This is a genomic window from Streptococcus oralis subsp. dentisani, assembly GCF_003944205.1.
Lineage (GTDB): Bacteria > Bacillota > Bacilli > Lactobacillales > Streptococcaceae > Streptococcus > Streptococcus oralis_BH.
Genome location: NZ_RJPH01000009.1, coordinates 1 through 17842, shown reverse-complemented (window position 1 = coordinate 17842; position 17842 = coordinate 1). Strand labels below are relative to the sequence as shown.

The following is a 17842-nucleotide window of genomic DNA, read 5'->3' as shown; positions in this document are numbered from 1 at the left end:
CCTCTTTCTAGCTATTGACCAAATGAGCGTAAAATCCACCTCGAGCAAGCAAGTCTGCATGGGTACCTTCTTCGACAATCTTGCCCTGATCCAAGACAACAACTTTCTCTGTCCGCTCAGCAATGGTCAAGCGGTGGGCGATGAAAATCAAGGTCTTGTCCAAAGCCATGAGATTATCCACGATCCGCTTCTCTGTCAAAATATCCAGACTGCTAGTTGCCTCATCCAAGATCAAGACAGGTGCATCCGTCAAGAGAGCACGCGCCAAAGCGATTCGCTGCCGTTGTCCGCCAGAAATTCCAGCTCCGTCCGAAGTCAACTCTGTCTGGTAATTCAGTGGCATGCGCTCAATATCTTCCCGAATCTCAGCTAACTCGACTGCTCGCAGAACATCCTCCTGTGTCGTCCCCTCCTTGGCTCCAAGGAGAAGATTCTCCAAAATCGTCCCGTTAAAGACATAAGGCTGTTGAGGCAGATAGTTAATGTACTGGCGCAAAGCTTTTTTATCAATCTGATTGAGATTGACACCACCCAGACTAATCTCTCCCTGACTTGGATCGTAAAAATTAACCATCATCTTGGCCAAGGTGGTCTTTCCCGACCCTGAAATCCCCACGAAAGCCATCTTAGATCCTTTCGGAATGGTCAAATTGATATCCGACAAGACGTCACGACCATAGCCATACTTATAGTGAACCTGCTTGAAGGTCATCTCTCCCTTCATCATGCTCAGATCTTCTACCGTTTTCTTCTCCTCAAACTCCGAAGCTACTAGATAAACCTCATTTAAGCGATTATTGGCAACCTGCGCTGTCTGAAGTTTGGTTTGTAGGTTGATGATATTTTCCAAAGGATTGGTAAAGTAAACAAGCAAAGTATTATAGGTAATCAGTTGGCCCAAACTCATTTTCCCATCCATGACAAGAACTGCTCCCATCCAGAGAACGGCAACATTGAGCAGGAGCTGGGCAACTTTTTTCAGTGCCTTTTGCTGGCTTTCTGCCCGACTATAGGTAAAGGATTTTTTCAGATAAACTACAAATTCCTTATCAATCTTTTGATAGCGTGAACTTTCACTGGTCAAAGACTTAATGGTCTCAATACCGTTGATGTCCTCGATGATAGAAGAAGACAGAACCGCATTGGCTTCCATGGTATCCCGATTCATCTTTTCAAAAGGTTTCATAAAGGCAAAGATAATCACCGTATAGATGGGAAGGGCAAGCAGACTAATGAAAAAGAGTGTCATATTTTGTGAAAACAAGACCAGCGAGATAATCAAAATCGTCGACACATCCAAAAAGATAGACAAAATGGTCGACGCTAGCGCGTCAATGATACTGTTGGCATCTGTAAAACGAGACACGATTTCTCCTGTCCTGCGTGTCGCGAAAAAGGACATTGGCAGGTGAAAAACATGCTTGATATAGGACAAAATCACATCAATTGACAGGCGTTGCCCAAGAACCAGCAAGAGGTACTCCTGCGCGTAGGACAAAATCTGCTGGAGGATATAGACGATGACCAGCCCAATAGAGATAATACCCAGCGTCGATCGCATCTGGTCTGGCACGTAACTATCAATGATGGACTGCAGATAATAAGAACCTACAATGTTAATCAGGGTTACCAAGAGTGTCGCTAGGACGATATTGGTAATTAAGCCACGCTGTTTGAGTAAGATGGGCAAGAAAGATAGGAGCCCCTGTTTTTTCTCCTTATGAGGTTTATAGTCTGGAGATGGCGCCATAAAGAGACTGACCCCTGTCCACTCTTGCGCAAATCGCTCACGGGAAATCTTGGTCAGCTTGACACCAGGATCTGGATCAGCGATATGGATGGTCTTCTTATCCTGACCTATCACCACATAATAGTGGAGCAATTTGCCTTCCTTGAGCACATGAGCCACAAAAGGAAAGGTCAAATCTGGCAAGTCAAAGAGCGTCATATCCGCCTTGATCGCTCGCGTCTCAAAGCCAATCTCCTCTGCCACCTTGACCAAGCCCAAAGCCGTCGTCCCATCCATGGTCGTCTTGGCCAACTCTCGTAGATGAGCCAAGGAGTAATAACTGCCGTAGTAGCCAAAGACCATGGCTAATGAAGCTACACCGCAGTCCATCTGATCCACCTGAGGACGATAGTGTCTTTTCCCAAATTTCATATCCATCTCCTTTTTTCTAACAATCTCTTAAAAACTTTGTAAGATTATTTTAACCAAACGAAGAAGAAATCGGAAAATTATTTCTGAAAAAACAATATTCATACCTGAACAGCACTTTTAGTCAAAGCAAATAGGCAGAACAAGTGTCCTGCCTAGATCATTCAATTACAAAGATTTCTTACCTTTCCCACTTCTTTTGTGAATGGTGTATAAAACGATAAACGAAAACACAGGTGGTACCAGATAACTACTTTCACTCATTGTCACCTGAAATCCAAGAGTTGCTAGTATCGTAAAGATGAGAATATTCATTAAAAATAGAAAAATAAATACAATGAAGGATTTTAAAATCTTATTCATTTCGGTTCTCATTACTTTCTTTACTTTCTCTTTTGAGAATAGTATGGTATTTTACCGCTATGTAAATGATTAAAAGAAGTAGGGGATAAGAGAATAAGTCTGAGACTTCCATGAAATTTACACTATACTTCCCTGGTAATAGCCTATAGTCCATTAAAACTTGAAGGATAGAAAGTACAATGCGTACTAGTAGAAGACCCCCTAATAAGATCACTTCTTTTTTAACATACGGACACCTTCCTCACTAAATGCAGATTATGGTTCATTGGTCTAACACTCCAAGATTTATTTTATGCTGGAGCTACAGAGATCAGACTCATGTTGTCATCGTTTGTTATCTTTTTCTTCACTTCTATAAAGTAAGATAAAGGTCATCAAGAATAATGAAATCGTAGGTATATCAAAATATTCAAACCATGTAGGTAGATTTATTTTGTTTACATCAGCTACGATTCTAATAATTAGATAAGCCATCGAGCTAAATAATACAGTGGTCTCTAGCCAAGCTTTGCGTAGTAATTGAACAACTTTCATCCCAAACTCCAATCTGATAGTCCATCAATTTCCAATCTTGCTTTCTTTTGTTTTGTACTTGTATCCTACATAAAACAACCCAAGCAGAATCGGATAGGTTTCTGGATAAAATAGGGTATTGATCGGATTTTTCAAAATCAAATACGTTACGATGTAGATAATAAGCGATACGATAAAATACCCCTCAGCAAATCCTAATAAGAATTGTTTCATGGTAGACTCCTATTTACCTGATAAGAAAGGCGGAAAAACTCCGCCATTCACATGCACAAAATCCTTTTCATTCAGATTGATCTTTTATAGTTTTGATTATCTTTTGACAAATCTTTGCAAAAAATACCAAAATAGCCCGAAGCAAGCAAGCCAACTAAAGTCCATTGCCAATCAAAGGATACTAATGAACCTGTACGAATCACATGGAGCGCGAGATTAAGAGCTATTGCCAACAAAGGAACTATAGTGGCTAGTTTAGGTAACAATGTATTGAGATTAAGGTTGTGATTCATGGTTAATTTCCCTACATACTTTATCCCAAATTTTTAGCTTAGCGTCTACTTCCTAGATAACGCCCATACATATAAGAAGCTACTCCTAATACACCCCAAGCTATTGCTGTGGAAGTAGTAACAATGAAGCCTCCCTCAGTAACAGATAAGTCTGCTTCTGTCATGATATCGAATTTTTCATCCATTTTTTTCATTTCTCTCTCCTTTTTAAATAATACTGGCTAATCCAATAGCTACTCCAACCAAAAGCCCTACTATTCCTGAAGCTGATATAATAATTACTGCAAATTCTTCTGAAATCTTCATTTATTTCTCCATTTTTTATTGGTAGTAACTAAAAGATGACTATTCAATAGTATTTGCCACACACTAACAATAGTTCTCTTTAAACCTTGTCTTTACCTGAATCCAAATAACTCATCATTAAAATAAGGATTGGAATCCATAATTCTGAGCCTACATACTGATCAACTTTAAAGGGAATTACATTTAAATCACCCAGCACACAGAGTGCTCCAAAAATGATTAAAAGTACGCCTATTAAATTTTTTCGATTTTTCATACCTAATCACTTTTTATCCAAACCTACGTTTTAAATCTTGCCCGATTAATCTACCGCCAAGGAAAATAGTCACTCCAATACCAATCGTAGCTATTGTGATCACGCCTCCATCAGTATTCATCAATTCGTCTTCTGTCAACTCTGTCCAATTATTTAAATTATTCATATTCATTTTATCCTCCTATTATCACATAAAGTATCCCCAAGCAATACCGCCAATAAGTAAGATACCTCCTACTACCACAGCAGTAACAGAACCCCCATCCACATCCATCAACTCTTCTTCTGTAAGAGCTACAAAGTTTTGTTCCATTTTGTCAAAATTTGCCATCTTTTTCCTCCTTTATTTCTATTTTTTAGTTTACGGTTTCTAGGCTTTAAACCATTTTAAAATCCAGATTGGAAAAATAACTGAAATCATTTTTTCTCTCCTTCCTTTTCTTCTTACCTATCTATTCGAAAAACAATTCGAAAATGAACAATTCATTCATTTTTATTTTAAAAACCACTTAATGAACCACGGATAAAAACCGGTCACGTACATAAACGTTCCTCCTTTTTTCTTTCTTATCTCTTTATTCGCAATCTCTACAAAAAATTTTAACATTTTTCTTTTTTCTGCAAACAAAAAAACAACATGACTTGCATGTTGCTTTTTGCTATATCTTACCTTTAATAGTTCTGACCACATCTGCTACACTTTGCAGTTGGTCAATTTCCTCATCACTGATTTCAATTCCGAATTCATCTTCTAGTGTCAAGACGAACTCCATCAAGTCCACTGAGTCCGCATCTAGGTCATCTTTCAAACTCAAGGCTTCTGTCACGACAAAGTCTTCTCCCTGTCGCTCTTGGATAATGGTTACAACACGGTCAAAAATTTCTTTTTCTGTCATCTTTTTATTCTCCTGAAAATTCACGCGCAGTCTGAGCAACTACGTCTGTTTCGATCATGGTACGAATCTGGCGAATCGTACTGTACACAGCTTTGGCATCACTTGAGCCATGGGTCTTGACAACAGGTGCTTTGGCACCAAACAAGACCGCTCCACCAACATCTGAATAGTTGAGCTGTGTTTTCAAACCTTTGAGACTATCTTTGAGAAGGAGAGCACCTAACTTCGCTCGAAGGCCACCACCTGTAATAGCCGTCTTGAGTAAGCCCATGATTCCCATAGCGGTCCCTTCGATGGATTTGAGAACAGCGTTTCCCGTGAAACCATCTGTTACGACAACATCCGCAACACCATTCATCAGATCACGCGCTTCCACATTTCCAACAAAGTTCAAACTTTCATCAGCTACTAGCAAGTCGTATGTTTCCTTACGAAGCGGATCTCCCTTGCTGCTTTCTGTTCCGTTGTTGAGCAAACCAACACGTGGTTGTGCAATCCCACGAACATTTTTTGCATAGAAGGAACCTAGAACCGCGTATTGGTGCAGATGATGGGCTGTATTTTCCGCATTGGCACCGAGATCTAGCATATCAAACCCTTTGCCATCAATGGTCGGCAAGGTCGACATGAGTCCAGGACGATCGATATTCTTGATACGACCCACAATGAAGAATCCTGCAGCCAACAAGGCACCTGTATTCCCAGCTGAGAGGACAGCGTCTGCTTCTCCCTCCTTGACTGCCTTGGCTGCTAATACCATGCTGGCATTTTTCTTTTTACGGATAGCTTTTGTCGGCTCATCGTCTGAGTTAATTTTCTCATCCGTATGGATAATGCTAACACGCTCTGTCGCCGTTAGATATTGCTTGATCTTACTTTCATCTCCGTAGAGTTGAACCTCAATATCCGAAAAGTCAGCCAGGGCTTGATTGACACCTTCAACGATGGCTTGAGGTGCGTAATCGCCCCCCATAGCATCTACTGCAATTTTTTTCATTTGTCTTCCTCTTTTAGTAATTGTCCCCAGTCTGCCAGGGAATCAATAAATTTCTTTGATTTAAGGTGAATCCCAACATACTCTTCGTAGATTTGGTCTATAAACTTGCGCAAGTCTTGCTTGATTTCGGGCTTGAGCGAAATGGTCTCCAAGGTTTCAAAATCAATGGCTTGAAATTGATTGAGCAGATAAGGGATATTGGGATTTAGATGACAACGTCTCTCATCCTCATGATAATGCTCTGGGCAAAGGCAGGCTCCATATTTAAAAGAAAAGTCAAAGGCCTGACCGACCCGATGGCAAAAAACACACTCATTAAAATTGAGGCTGATTCCAAATCGAGTCAAGATTTGAATTTCAAAAATATTGGTCAAGACTTGATAATCCAAGCCTTCTTCCATTAGCTCTAGAGTCTTTCTCAAGAAGGCAAATAAGGGCGCATCTTGTTGGTTATCCTGCAAACTAGCATCTGCAAGGGCAGCCACATAGGTCGCATAAGCCATGACAAAGAGATCACTATTAATCTTGGGAAAGGTCATCACCTCATGGTAGTCCTCGATGTAGCTAAGGCCGTCATCATTGATTCGCAAGAGAAATCGTGCTAACACCAAGGGCTGAATAACCGGAGCTAGTTTGGACTGGCCAGCGTGTTTGACGAAAAACATGCGCTTGCCTGCCTGCTCGGTAAAGATCTTGACTAGCTTGTCATCCTCTCGAAAGTTGCGATTGTAGAGCACCAAGCCTTGACTCATGATAGACTGAATCATGCTTCTCTCATGTACTCCTCAAGTCGTTTCATAGCTTCTTTGATAGTCTCCATGCTAGCTGCATAAGATAGGCGCACATAGCCTTCTCCGTAGCGTCCAAAGGCGGCACCAGGGATAAAGGCAACAGCCTTCTTCTGAGCAAAATCCTTCAGAAAAGCAAAGGAGTCTTGATTGTAGCCCGCTGGAATCTTAGCAAAGATATAAAAGGCACCGTCTGGTTTGATAATCTCAAAACCAAGAGCAGTCATCTTCTCGATGATATAATCTCGACGCTGGATGTATTCCTTCTTCATAGGCTCCGCATCGTTTTTACCCGCCGTCAAAGCTTCTACCGCAGCATGTTGCGCCATAGTATTTGCGGCAGTTACCAAGTACTGGTGACTCTTGATTAACTGAGCCGTAAAGGCTGCAGGAGCAAAGATAAGGCCTAAACGCCAACCTGTCATAGCATGAGACTTAGATAAACCATTGATAATAATAGCCTGGTCTCTCAGCATAGTTCCCAAAGATACATGGGCTTCCCCTGTATAGGTTAATTCTGAGTAAACCTCATCACAGACAACAAAAATCTCGTACTTGCGTAAAACGTCTGCCAAGGCTTCCAACTGCTCCCGACTATAGGTAATTCCTGTCGGATTGGCTGGATAGTTGAGAATAACTGCTTTGAGTTTATCCCCTTGCTCCAAAATGGCCTTTTCCAACATCTCAGGAGTCAAGACAAAACCATTTTCAGTTGTATCAATCTCGATAATCTCTGCCCCAACTAGATTGACAATCGGTTCATATCCTGGATAGGCAGGAGCTGGCAAGAGCACCTTGTCCCCCTCTTCCAAAATAGCCGTCAAAGTAGCAGATAAAGCCTCTGTCGCTCCGATAGTGACCAGGATTTCATTTTCAGGATTGTAGTCCAATTGGTATTTTTCTTTTACAAAGTCGCTAGCAGTCTGGCGCAAAGTCAGCAAACCGCTCATCCCTGTATAGTAGGATTGGTTCTGATCAATGGCTCGCTTGGCTGCCTCCTTGATATGATCTGGCGTTGTAAAATCAGGTTCCCCCAAGGTCAAACGCAAGACCCCAGGAATCTCTGAAATGGCCTGGTCAAACTGGCGAATCAAGGAAACTTGAATCTTGTCTAACTGTTTATTAAAGCGCTTGGTTAAGTCCATAGATATCCCCCTTGCTTACAGAACATAGTACTATTATACTACAAAAGCTCCCTGACCGCAAAATCCATCTGAAACCCGGATTTTTCACTTTCTGTTTTACTTTTCTTCTCGACAGGACTATAATAATAAGTGCTTATTTTCGGAGGTTCATATGTCATTTTTATCAAAAAACGGGGCAGGAATCTTGGCCTGCCTTCTCATTTCTATCATTTCTTGGTTTCTAGGAGGATTTTTCCCCGTCGTGGGCGCACCTGTCTTTGCAATTTTTGCTGGAATGCTCCTCCACCCCTGGCTCTCACCCTACAAACAACTAGATGCAGGTTTGACCTTTAGTTCCAAAAAATTGCTCCAGTATGCCGTTATCTTACTCGGTTTTGGTCTCAATATCTCGCAAGTCTTCGCAGTTGGACAAACTTCACTCCCTGTCATCCTTTCCACCATTTCGATTTCCTTAATCGTCGCCTACCTCTTCCAGCGTTTCTTTGCGCTAGACACAAAACTAGCTACTTTGATTGGAGTGGGTTCTTCTATCTGTGGTGGTTCTGCCATTGCTGCGACAGCGCCCGTTATCCATGCCAAGGAAAAAGAAGTTGCCCAAGCCATTTCCGTTATCTTTTTCTTCAATGTTTTGGCTGCGCTCATCTTTCCAACTCTAGGAACTTGGCTTCACCTATCCAATGACGGCTTCGCCCTCTTTGCAGGAACTGCAGTCAATGATACTTCTTCTGTGACGGCTACCGCCAGCTCCTGGGACAGTCTTTACCATACCAATACCCTTGAGTCTGCAACCATTGTGAAACTCACACGCACCCTAGCAATCATTCCCATCACTCTCTTTCTCTCCTACTGGCAAAGTCGCCAGCAAAAAAACAGCCAAGATTTCCAACTGAAAAAAGTTTTCCCACTTTTTATCCTTTATTTCATCCTAGCCTCTCTCTTAACGACTCTTCTCACCTCTCTCGGTGTGTCTAGTAGCTTCTTCACCCCTCTCAAACAACTCTCCAAATTTCTCATTATCATGGCCATGAGTGCTATCGGTCTCAAAACAAATCTAGTAGCCATGATCAAATCCAGCGGAAAATCCATTGTACTCGGAGCCCTTTGCTGGATTGCCATCATCCTTACCAGTCTTGGCATGCAGGCATTGATTGGTATTTTCTAACACAAAAGGTAGCCCATGGCTACCTTTTATTGTTCAAGAATTAAGCGTGTATGTTCTCTCTTGATACAGCGATTCATCACGATGTCATCGCATCCTCCGGCACGCAAGATTTCTTCCGCTTCTAGGCTTTCAAGTCCTAATTGCGCCCAAAAAATCTTGGCATCAGCCTTGAGAAAATCACGCGCCACATCTGGCAAAAACTCACTACGACGGTAAACATTGACAATATCTACAGGAAAAGGAATCTCAGCTAGACTCGCATAAGCCTTCTCTCCCAAAATTTCCCCACCTGCAGCCTTGGGATTAACTGGAATGATTTTATAGCCTCTAGCCTGCATTTCCTTGGTCACTCGATTGCTAGTGGTTTCCTCACGGTCGGACAAGCCCACTACCGCTAAGGTTTTACTGGTTGCTAAATACTGACGAATCACACCATCACTTGGATTGATAAATTCTTGACTCATAGAAATCCTCCTTTTTCATCAGTATAGCATATTTTGAAAAGGCTTGCAGATTTTGACTATAAAAATCTCCTAGCAAGAAAAGAAACCTGCTAGGAGAACTATCTATTTCAAGTGAAAGATTAAATCTTTTTCTCAATGCTAAACAAAGGAGAAAGAGGACGTTTTTCGTGGATACGGATAATAGCATCGCCTAGAAGATGAGCAATCGAAATTTGTTCAATCTTATCAATCAAACGCTCTTCTGGTAGGTAGATGGTATCCAAAACAACCAATTTTTTAATAGCTGATTTTTGGATATTGTCCATAGCTGGCCCTGAAAGAACTGGGTGCGTACAGCTTGCGTAAACTTCAACAGCACCTGCTTCAGCAAGAGCATCTGCCGCATGACAAATAGTTCCAGCTGTATCAATCATATCGTCAATCAAGATACAAGTCTTGCCTTCGACCTTACCGATGATGTTCATCACCTCGCTGGTATTCATCTTGTCTACACTACGACGTTTGTCAATAATTGCAATCGGAGTTTTCAAAAACTCTGCCAATTTACGAGCACGAGTCACACCACCATGGTCTGGGCTGACAACAACATAGTCAGAGCCAACCATACCACGACGTTCAAAGTAGTCCGCAATCAATGGAGCGCCCATCAAGTGATCCACAGGAATATCAAAGAATCCCTGAATCTGCGCAGCATGCAAATCAATCGTCAACAAACGATCCACTCCAGCCACTTCTAGCATATTGGCAACGAGTTTTGAAGTGATTGGCTCACGCGCTCTCGCTTTTCTATCCTGACGTGCATAACCATAGTAAGGCATGACAACGTTGACAGATTCTGCACTAGCCCGCTTCAAGGCATCTACCATGATCAAAATTTCGAGCAGATTGTCATTTACAGGTGAGCTCGTTGATTGTAGGATAAAGACGTGTTTTCCACGGATTGATTCTTCGATGTTGACCTGAATCTCCCCATCTGAAAATTGGCGAACAGTCGATTTCCCCAACTCTATCCCAATCTCTTGCGCCACACGCTCTGCCAATTCTCTATTAGAAGAAAGGGCAAACAGCTTTAAATCAGAAAAAGACATGATTTCCTCCGGTATTTATGTATCACTTGTTTTTTTACACAACATTTTCCATCTACCATTGTAGCGCTTTTTCCTTTATTTTTCAATCAAAAATAAAACAAGAGTAAACATTTATACCCTTGTTTTATACTATTTTATATTAGCTATATTAAAATTAAAAATCCTACATTTTAACAATCGATTTTATGCTAGGATGAGATTTTTTCGAGATAAAGTTAGTATACTTCTCTCATACTTCCTGTATCCACATCATAGACAGCACCTGAAATAACCACATCATCAGGAATCAGTGGAGATTTTCGAAGCAACTGCATATCCTCTCTCACACTCTCTTCAACATCCTGGAATGATAAAAAATCTTGACCAGACACATCGACGCCGAGCTCATGTTTCAAGTGCTCTTGAAAAGTCTCATTTTGAAAGGTTTGAGCTCCACAGTCTGTATGGTGAAGCACCACGATTTCTCTTGTCCCCATTTGTTGCTGGGAAATCACCAGTGAACGAATCATGTCCTCTGTTACTCGACCACCCGCATTCCGCAAGATATGGGCATCTCCAAGTGCTAAACCTAAAGCTTGCGCGACGTGTAGCCGTGAGTCCATGCAGGTCACGATTGCTACTCTTGTTTTCGGCTTAAGTGGCAGATTTAATTTCCCATGAAGGGCAACATAAGCCTGATTGGCTTGCATAAACTGTTCAAAATACGACACGATTTCCCCCTTAAAAATTTGACAATCAAATATTTCTCCTATCTTATCATTTTTAAGAGAATTTGTCACAGATTAAGCAAAGACCTTTTTCAAAACTTCCTGAATCGTTGTCACACCAATGACCTCAATTTCTTTGGGTGGAGTGATTCCTGTCAAGGAATTCTTGGGTACATAAATCTTGGTAAAGCCCAGTTTTGCCGCTTCATTGATGCGTTGTTCGATACGATTCACGCGTCGAATTTCTCCGGTCAAACCCAGTTCACCCACAAAACATTCCTGAGGATTGGTAGGTTTGTCCTTGTAACTCGAAGCAATAGCAACTGCAACGGCTAAGTCAATAGCAGGCTCATCCAATTTCACACCACCAGCAGATTTGAGATAGGCATCCTGATTTTGCAAGAGAAGCCCTGCTCGTTTTTCCAAAACAGCCATAATCAGACTTGCACGATTGAAATCAAGTCCTGTCGTCGTACGCTTGGCATTTCCAAACATGGTTGGTGTTACCAAAGCCTGAACCTCCGCCAAAATCGGACGAGTACCTTCCATGGTCACAACGATTGACGAGCCAGTAGCCCCATCCAAACGCTCCTCTAGGAAAACTTGACTCGGATTGAGCACCTCAACCAATCCGCCCGACTGCATCTCAAAAATCCCAATCTCATTAGTGGAACCAAAACGGTTTTTGACAGCTCTCAAGATACGAAAGGTATGGTGACGCTCCCCTTCAAAGTAAAGCACCGTATCCACCATATGCTCCAACATACGCGGACCAGCCAAGGTCCCTTCCTTGGTCACATGCCCTACGATAAAGATGGCAATGTTATTGGTCTTAGCCAGCTGCATAAGCTCAGCGGTCACCTCACGCACCTGAGACACAGACCCTTGCACCCCTGAAATCTCAGGAGACATAATCGTCTGGATAGAGTCGATGATGAGAAAATCTGGTTGGATGCGCTCCACCTCAGATCGAACACTCTGCATATTGGTCTCTGCATAGAGATAAAACTCGCTATCAATATCTCCCAAGCGCTCTGCCCGTAACTTAATCTGCTGGGCAGACTCCTCCCCACTGACATAGAGAACCGTACCCACTTGAGACAGCTGGGTTGAAACTTGTAAGAGAAGGGTTGATTTCCCAATCCCAGGATCCCCACCAATGAGGACGAGACTTCCTGGTACCACACCGCCACCAAGCACTCGGTTAAATTCTTCCATCTCAGTCTTAGTTCGATTGACATTGATAGAAGTCACCTCAGCCAATTTCATGGGCTTGGTTTTCTCACCCGCCAAGGACACACGCGCATTCTTGACCTCAGCAACCTCAACCTCTTCTACAAAAGAAGACCAAGACCCACAGTTAGGACAACGCCCTAGATACTTAGGTGAATTATATTCACAATTTTGACATACAAATGTCGCTTTTTTCTTTGCGATGATAAACCTCTTTCTAAATCTCTATCTCACACTCTATCACTTGGCAAAAATCAATTTTTTCATTAGGTACAAACTGGCGCATGAGCATTCGATGAGCGACAACTACCACAGTCTGATGTTCTCGATACTTAGTCATGCATTCTAGAAAACGAGACTTCATCTCCGCAGCTGTCTCATATTGAATAGAACTATTAGGAAGCAACTCCCCCTTGTTTTCTAAAAAAAGACATCTAGCTCTTTCAAAGTTCTCTATACCTGTTTCATAAACCTGCCATTCGTGTAACAAAGGCTCCACCCTCAAAGGAAGGCCAGTAGCACAAGAAACATAAGAAGCCGTTTCTAAAGCTCTCGTTACTGCTGAAGTCACTAGTAAGTTAGCTGATTGTAGTAAGGGATTTTGGCAAAGTTCCTGAGCTTGTTGTCGTCCCTTCTCAGATAAGGGGGCCAAATCCATCCCAAAACCTGTATAAGAACGTTCCTCTAACTCACGGTAATCTGGCTCCCCATGACGTACAAAGATAATCTTCATCTTAGTGCCCTGTTGATCCAAATCCACCAGTTCGCACGCCGTCTGCCTCATCTCCATCTGCGATTAAAAATGGTGCAAAGACAGCCTGAACCACACGTTCCCCAACTTCGAGAACCACTTCCTGGTCAGTAATGTTTCTCATCTGCGCAAAGATATGTCCCTCATTCCCGGGATTGCCATAATAATCCCCATCAATAACGCCAACTGAGTTGATCAAGACCAATCCCTTCTTACGAGGGTTTGAAGAACGGTCATAGAGATAGAGCACTTCTGTCGGTTGCATATAAGCCTTGACTCCTGTTGGGACGAGAACAATATCTCCCGGAGCAATCACAGTGCGTTCCGCAACCTTTAAGTCATAGCCAGCCGCATGAGCTGTCTCACGCTTCGGTAGTAAATTTTCATCTGTATAACTCGAAACCAATTCAAAACCACGAATTTTCATATTTTTCTCTTTTCTATAATCATTTATTCTAGGCTATTTTATCTTATTTATTCGAAAAAAGCACGAAAAAAGAGCACACAATTCACACTCGCTTAGGGCTGCTGGATTCCTCCCCTGACCCGCTTCACGCAGAACTGTTGCTCCACTATTTATTATACCACATTCCCCTCTGTTTTTAAAGAGAAATTATTTTTTCCGTCGATTTCGGAAAAAATCCTGCATAATCGCTGCACACTCACTCTCCAAAACTCCCGTTTCAACCTCTACACGATGATTGAGACGCTCATCTGTCAAAATATCGTACAAGCTCCCAGCGGCGCCAAATTTCTGATTTTTAGCCCCGTAGACTACGTTTGGAATACGGGCAAGCCCGATTGCCCCACTACACATCACACAGGGCTCTATGGTCACAAAAAGAGTGCAATCCAGCAAGCGCCAGCTCTCCTCACTCAAGTTCGCATTCTCTATTGCCATAATTTCCGCATGCATAACTGCTCTCTGTAATTCCTCACGCGCATTATGCCCCCTACCAATGATTTCTCCATCCTTGACAATCACACAACCAATTGGAATTTCATCGTGTTCTAAGGCAATCTCAGCCTCTCTCAAAGCCTCTCTCATAAAGGCTTCTTTTTCTTCAACTGTATAATTCATCGTTCTTCTCTTTTTCTACTTGTCGATTTTATTATTATATCATGATTCTCAACACAAAAAAAGCCACCGAATGCGGTGACTTAATAGGGAGATTATTATGAAAAAGAAAAGTTTAGGATATTTGTTACAACAAGTTAGGAGGTCTTCTTGTAACTGTTTATAGTATACCCAACCTGTCTTAAACTAATCTTAAAAATCTCCTATGACCAAACACTTTCTAAAATATTAGTTTGTTCACGATCAGGACCTACTGAGAAAGTAGAAATACGAACCCCAACCAACTCGCTTACACGACGAACATAGTTACGTGCATTCTCAGGAAGGTCTTCTAAATTACGGACTCCAGTGATATCTTCTGACCAACCTGGCAATTCTTCGTAGATAGGTTTGCAACGTTTTAATTGCTCAAGACTAGCTGGGTAGTGGTCGATACGTTGACCATCGAGATCATAAGCCACACAAATTTTCACAGTATCCAAACCGCTCAAAACATCAATAGAATTCAATGAAAGATTGGTAATCCCAGATACACGGCGACTATGACGCATCACAACTGAGTCAAACCAACCCACACGACGTGGACGGCCAGTTGTTGTACCATACTCATGACCTACTTCACGAATGCGATTTCCCACTTCATCAAACAATTCAGTTGGGAAAGGTCCGTCACCTACACGACTCGTATAAGCTTTACATACACCTACAACCTTGTCAATCTTACTTGGACCAACACCAGAACCAATTGTCACACCACCAGCGACAGGGTTTGAAGAAGTAACAAATGGATAAGTACCTTGGTCAATGTCCAACATGACACCTTGTGCACCTTCAAAAAGTACACGTTTACCGTTATCAAGTGCATCGTTCAAGATAACGGATGTATCTGTCACATACTGCTTGATTTGTTGGCCATACTCATAGTACTCTTCAAAAATATCATCAATTGAAATAGGGGTACTGTCATACAATTTTTCAAACAAACGATTCTTTTCCGAAAGATTCCGTTCCAAGCGTTCACGGAAAATATCCTTATCCAAAAGATCTGCAATTCGAATCCCTACACGAGCAGCTTTATCCATGTAGGCTGGGCCAATACCCTTGATAGTAGTCCCGATTTTATTGTCGCCCTTAGCTTCTTCTTGCAAACGGTCTAATTCAATATGATATGGCAAAATGACATGTGCACGATCAGAAATACGCAAGTTATCAGTTGTCACACCTTCCTCATGAAGATAGCTCAACTCTTTCACAAGAGATTTCGGGTTCACAACCATCCCATTCCCAATAACTGAAATTTTTTCAGGGAAGAAAATACCTGATGGAATCAAGTGCAACTTAAATTTCTTGCCATCAATCACAATTGTGTGACCAGCATTATCACCACCTTGGTAACGAGCAATCACCTCTGCATTAGCTGAAAGAAAATCTGTAATTTTCCCTTTACCTTCATCGCCCCATTGGGTACCTACAACAACAACTGAAGTCATAATCTTGTCTGAGCCGCTAGACTCTTCCTTTCTCATATACATGGCAGGAGTCTCACCTGCAATTATATCTTACAATTTATTATAAGAAAAAAAGACCATTTTATCAAGAAGAAACACTGGAAAAGATTTGGAATTTCTGTAAATAACAAAATTCAAAACCTTAAAAATTAAACAAAATCCTACAAAATATAAAATCAATACAGATTATTGTTCGTAATATATGAGTTTCTTATTGGATAAGAGTTGTACCACCTTGCAGGAATTTATCTAGATATAGACGATAAGCTGTTTTAAAGTGATATAGTGAAAAGTCCCTATCACTTTTTATTTTAAATCGGATTAAGTAATATAGTAAAAACCGAAGATGAAGTGATTCCCACTCAGCAGAACTCTGACATAAAGAAGCATATTCTTGTTCAACTAGTTTCAAAAAGACAAATGCTCGTTCATAAAATTTTTGAAGCATATAAAAAATCCCTTTCTTATTATTAACACCAGTCTAACAGAAAAACGAACTAAAAAAGCTTCAAATCCTATAAGAGTAGAATTTAAAGCTAAATGAACTAAAAATAAAATATAAAGGTAATTATAGATGCCAAAATTAAGTTTTGAATTTTGAAAAATTTACTTCATTTATAAAATCATAACTACTCGTCTAACAGGTGGTTTGCACCAGGGTTATAAGCCCAAATCACCAGCCAGCGCCTAAGGACGCTGGCTTTCACGTTGTTCAAGCCTCATTGCTCTTGACTCGTCACTTGCCTCTTAAAGAGACCTTGGTACTACTTACCACTACCCCTAAAGGGATCCTCATATTCTTTTACACTTAATTTATCTAATGCTATATCATGCTTTACTCGTTCTCGAATTTTCATACTCGTGAAGAAATCATCCACTGGATAATTTCTTTAATCTTGAATATATTTCTTAATTGTGGCTTCATTAAGTCCCACTGTACTCACGTAGTAACCTTCTGCTTTTCATACTCGTGAAGAAATCATCCACTGGATAATTTCTTTAATCTTGAATATATTTCTTAATTGTGGCTTCATTAAGTCCCACTGTACTCACGTAGTAACCTTCTGCCCAGAAATGCCGATTTCCAAACTTATACTTGAGGTTGGCGTGTTTATCAAACATCATGAGTGCACTTTTACCTTTTAAATATCCCATGAAACTTGAAACACTTATCCTTGGTGGAATACTTACTAACATATGTACATGATCAGGCATCAAGTGACCTTCGATAATTTCAACACCTTTATAACTGCACAAAAGATGAAATATTTCGCCTAAACTACTTCGATATTGATTATAGATCACTTTTCGTCTATACTTAGGGGTAAACACAATGTGATATTTACACATCCACTTTGTGTGTGATAAACTATGTGCCTTTTGTGCCATATTTTTCTCCTTTCGCTTTACAATTGGCTTGAACACCTTTATTGTATCGCGTTTGGAGTTTTTTTGGTATAACCTTCGATGCGCACCCGCATAGCGGGTGGTTTATTTGTCTCGCACCTTACGGAGCGAGACGGACTAATAGTCACATAATAAAAAAGAACACCAGTGGTGTTCTTTTTTATCTGACTCCGCCAGTAGGACTCGAACCTACGACATCATGATTAACAGTCATGCGCTACTACCAACTGAGCTATGGCGGATAAAAGCTAAGCGACTTCCATATCTCACAGGGGGCAACCCCCAACTACTTCCGGCGTTCTAGGGCTTAACTGCTGTGTTCGGCATGGGTACAGGTGTATCTCCTAGGCTATCGTCACTTAACTCTGAGTAATACCTACTCAAAATTGAATATCTATCAAATAATTAGAAAAACCATACGCTAAGTTTTCTCAGTTACTTTGGATAAGTCCTCGAGCTATTAGTATTAGTCCGCTACATGTGTCACCACACTTC

General features: G+C 41.3%; 23 protein-coding genes, 1 tRNA gene, 1 rRNA gene, 1 other RNA gene and 1 pseudogene. 1 reads left to right on the top strand and 26 read right to left on the bottom strand.

All coding sequences use genetic code 11. The annotated features are described in order from the left end of the window. Nucleotides 1-7 precede the first annotated feature (7 nt). The 13 genes from comA to D8805_RS06885 form a co-directional block, all read right to left on the bottom strand. Complete coding sequence (gene comA / locus D8805_RS06940) at nucleotides 8-2161, bottom strand: peptide cleavage/export ABC transporter ComA (protein ID WP_125416432.1); 2154 nt, start codon at nucleotides 2159-2161, stop codon at nucleotides 8-10. A gap of 165 nt (nucleotides 2162-2326) precedes the next feature. Continuing rightward, nucleotides 2327-2521, bottom strand: coding sequence for a hypothetical protein (locus D8805_RS10285; RefSeq protein WP_125416430.1), 195 nt, complete (start codon nucleotides 2519-2521; stop codon nucleotides 2327-2329). A gap of 324 nt (nucleotides 2522-2845) precedes the next feature. Beyond that, on the bottom strand, nucleotides 2846-3055 hold the full coding sequence (locus D8805_RS06925) for a hypothetical protein (RefSeq protein ID WP_000869802.1): 210 nt from the start codon (nucleotides 3053-3055) through the stop codon (nucleotides 2846-2848). A 24-nt stretch (nucleotides 3056-3079) separates the two neighbouring features. After that, nucleotides 3080-3268 (bottom strand): hypothetical protein, encoded by a 189-nt coding sequence (locus D8805_RS06920; RefSeq protein ID WP_000808741.1) that lies wholly within the window; start codon nucleotides 3266-3268, stop codon nucleotides 3080-3082. 71 nt (nucleotides 3269-3339) lie between these two features. Continuing rightward, nucleotides 3340-3561 (bottom strand): bacteriocin immunity protein, encoded by a 222-nt coding sequence (locus D8805_RS10280; RefSeq protein WP_125416428.1) that lies wholly within the window; start codon nucleotides 3559-3561, stop codon nucleotides 3340-3342. 38 nt (nucleotides 3562-3599) lie between these two features. Next, nucleotides 3600-3755: a hypothetical protein gene (locus D8805_RS10155; RefSeq protein WP_185755596.1), complete on the bottom strand. Its 156-nt coding sequence runs from the start codon at nucleotides 3753-3755 to the stop codon at nucleotides 3600-3602. A 191-nt stretch (nucleotides 3756-3946) separates the two neighbouring features. Continuing rightward, on the bottom strand, nucleotides 3947-4123 hold the full coding sequence (locus tag D8805_RS10150; RefSeq protein ID WP_185755597.1) for a hypothetical protein: 177 nt from the start codon (nucleotides 4121-4123) through the stop codon (nucleotides 3947-3949). Between the two features lie 13 nt (nucleotides 4124-4136). Next, nucleotides 4137-4295 carry a class IIb bacteriocin, lactobin A/cerein 7B family gene (locus D8805_RS06910; RefSeq protein WP_038804301.1) on the bottom strand — a complete coding sequence of 53 codons (159 nt, stop codon included), beginning with the start codon at nucleotides 4293-4295 and terminating at the stop codon, nucleotides 4137-4139. 15 nt (nucleotides 4296-4310) lie between these two features. Then, nucleotides 4311-4454: a class IIb bacteriocin, lactobin A/cerein 7B family gene (locus D8805_RS06905; RefSeq protein WP_038806548.1), complete on the bottom strand. Its 144-nt coding sequence runs from the start codon at nucleotides 4452-4454 to the stop codon at nucleotides 4311-4313. 328 nt (nucleotides 4455-4782) lie between these two features. Then, entirely contained in the window at nucleotides 4783-5019 is a 237-nt protein-coding gene (locus D8805_RS06900; RefSeq protein ID WP_125416426.1) for an acyl carrier protein, read from the bottom strand. A 4-nt stretch (nucleotides 5020-5023) separates the two neighbouring features. Next, nucleotides 5024-6016: a phosphate acyltransferase PlsX gene (gene plsX, locus D8805_RS06895; protein ID WP_125416424.1), complete on the bottom strand. Its 993-nt coding sequence runs from the start codon at nucleotides 6014-6016 to the stop codon at nucleotides 5024-5026. Then, nucleotides 6013-6783: a DNA repair protein RecO gene (gene recO / locus D8805_RS06890; RefSeq protein ID WP_125416422.1), complete on the bottom strand. Its 771-nt coding sequence runs from the start codon at nucleotides 6781-6783 to the stop codon at nucleotides 6013-6015. Before recO ends, plsX begins: the two co-directional genes overlap by 4 nt. Continuing rightward, the gene (locus tag D8805_RS06885) at nucleotides 6780-7949 is read right to left on the bottom strand and encodes a pyridoxal phosphate-dependent aminotransferase (RefSeq protein WP_125416420.1); all 1170 of its coding nucleotides are present in this window, start codon (nucleotides 7947-7949) and stop codon (nucleotides 6780-6782) included. Before D8805_RS06885 ends, recO begins: the two co-directional genes overlap by 4 nt. A gap of 151 nt (nucleotides 7950-8100) precedes the next feature. Here D8805_RS06885 and D8805_RS06880 point away from each other — a divergent pair, with 151 nt between their 5' ends. Continuing rightward, on the top strand, nucleotides 8101-9111 hold the full coding sequence (locus D8805_RS06880) for a YeiH family protein (protein ID WP_125416418.1): 1011 nt from the start codon (nucleotides 8101-8103) through the stop codon (nucleotides 9109-9111). Between the two features lie 26 nt (nucleotides 9112-9137). Here the strand turns inward: D8805_RS06880 and D8805_RS06875 are convergent, their stop codons facing one another. The 13 genes and pseudogenes from D8805_RS06875 to rrf form a co-directional block, all read right to left on the bottom strand. Further along, nucleotides 9138-9575 carry a CoA-binding protein gene (locus D8805_RS06875; RefSeq protein WP_000076478.1) on the bottom strand — a complete coding sequence of 146 codons (438 nt, stop codon included), beginning with the start codon at nucleotides 9573-9575 and terminating at the stop codon, nucleotides 9138-9140. A gap of 119 nt (nucleotides 9576-9694) precedes the next feature. After that, on the bottom strand, nucleotides 9695-10663 hold the full coding sequence (locus D8805_RS06870; protein WP_000010181.1) for a ribose-phosphate diphosphokinase: 969 nt from the start codon (nucleotides 10661-10663) through the stop codon (nucleotides 9695-9697). Between the two features lie 215 nt (nucleotides 10664-10878). Further along, entirely contained in the window at nucleotides 10879-11373 is a 495-nt protein-coding gene (locus D8805_RS06865; RefSeq protein ID WP_185774584.1) for a beta-class carbonic anhydrase, read from the bottom strand. Between the two features lie 72 nt (nucleotides 11374-11445). Beyond that, nucleotides 11446-12807: a DNA repair protein RadA gene (radA, locus tag D8805_RS06860; RefSeq protein ID WP_125416414.1), complete on the bottom strand. Its 1362-nt coding sequence runs from the start codon at nucleotides 12805-12807 to the stop codon at nucleotides 11446-11448. 13 nt (nucleotides 12808-12820) lie between these two features. Next, nucleotides 12821-13336: a histidine phosphatase family protein gene (locus D8805_RS06855; RefSeq protein WP_185774583.1), complete on the bottom strand. Its 516-nt coding sequence runs from the start codon at nucleotides 13334-13336 to the stop codon at nucleotides 12821-12823. Nucleotide 13337: 1 nt separating this feature from the next. Then, nucleotides 13338-13781 (bottom strand): dUTP diphosphatase, encoded by a 444-nt coding sequence (locus D8805_RS06850; protein WP_125416410.1) that lies wholly within the window; start codon nucleotides 13779-13781, stop codon nucleotides 13338-13340. A gap of 59 nt (nucleotides 13782-13840) precedes the next feature. Further along, an RNA gene (gene ffs / locus D8805_RS06845) (signal recognition particle sRNA small type) lies at nucleotides 13841-13935 on the bottom strand. Between the two features lie 32 nt (nucleotides 13936-13967). Continuing rightward, nucleotides 13968-14435, bottom strand: a complete 468-nt coding sequence (gene tadA / locus D8805_RS06840; protein WP_061410101.1) for a tRNA adenosine(34) deaminase TadA — start codon at nucleotides 14433-14435, stop codon at nucleotides 13968-13970. A gap of 200 nt (nucleotides 14436-14635) precedes the next feature. Further along, nucleotides 14636-15922: an adenylosuccinate synthase gene (locus D8805_RS06835; RefSeq protein WP_125416408.1), complete on the bottom strand. Its 1287-nt coding sequence runs from the start codon at nucleotides 15920-15922 to the stop codon at nucleotides 14636-14638. Nucleotides 15923-16151: 229 nt separating this feature from the next. Next, the gene (gene comW, locus D8805_RS10185; protein ID WP_125416406.1) at nucleotides 16152-16388 is read right to left on the bottom strand and encodes a sigma(X)-activator ComW; all 237 of its coding nucleotides are present in this window, start codon (nucleotides 16386-16388) and stop codon (nucleotides 16152-16154) included. Between the two features lie 554 nt (nucleotides 16389-16942). Beyond that, nucleotides 16943-17329 (bottom strand): annotated as a pseudogene (tnpA, locus tag D8805_RS06820) (IS200/IS605 family transposase); the annotation flags it as partial. Nucleotides 17330-17515: 186 nt separating this feature from the next. Further along, nucleotides 17516-17589: transfer RNA gene (locus D8805_RS06815), tRNA-Asn, on the bottom strand. A gap of 5 nt (nucleotides 17590-17594) precedes the next feature. Next, nucleotides 17595-17710 (bottom strand): 5S ribosomal RNA (gene rrf / locus D8805_RS06810). Nucleotides 17711-17842: the final 132 nt, after the last annotated feature.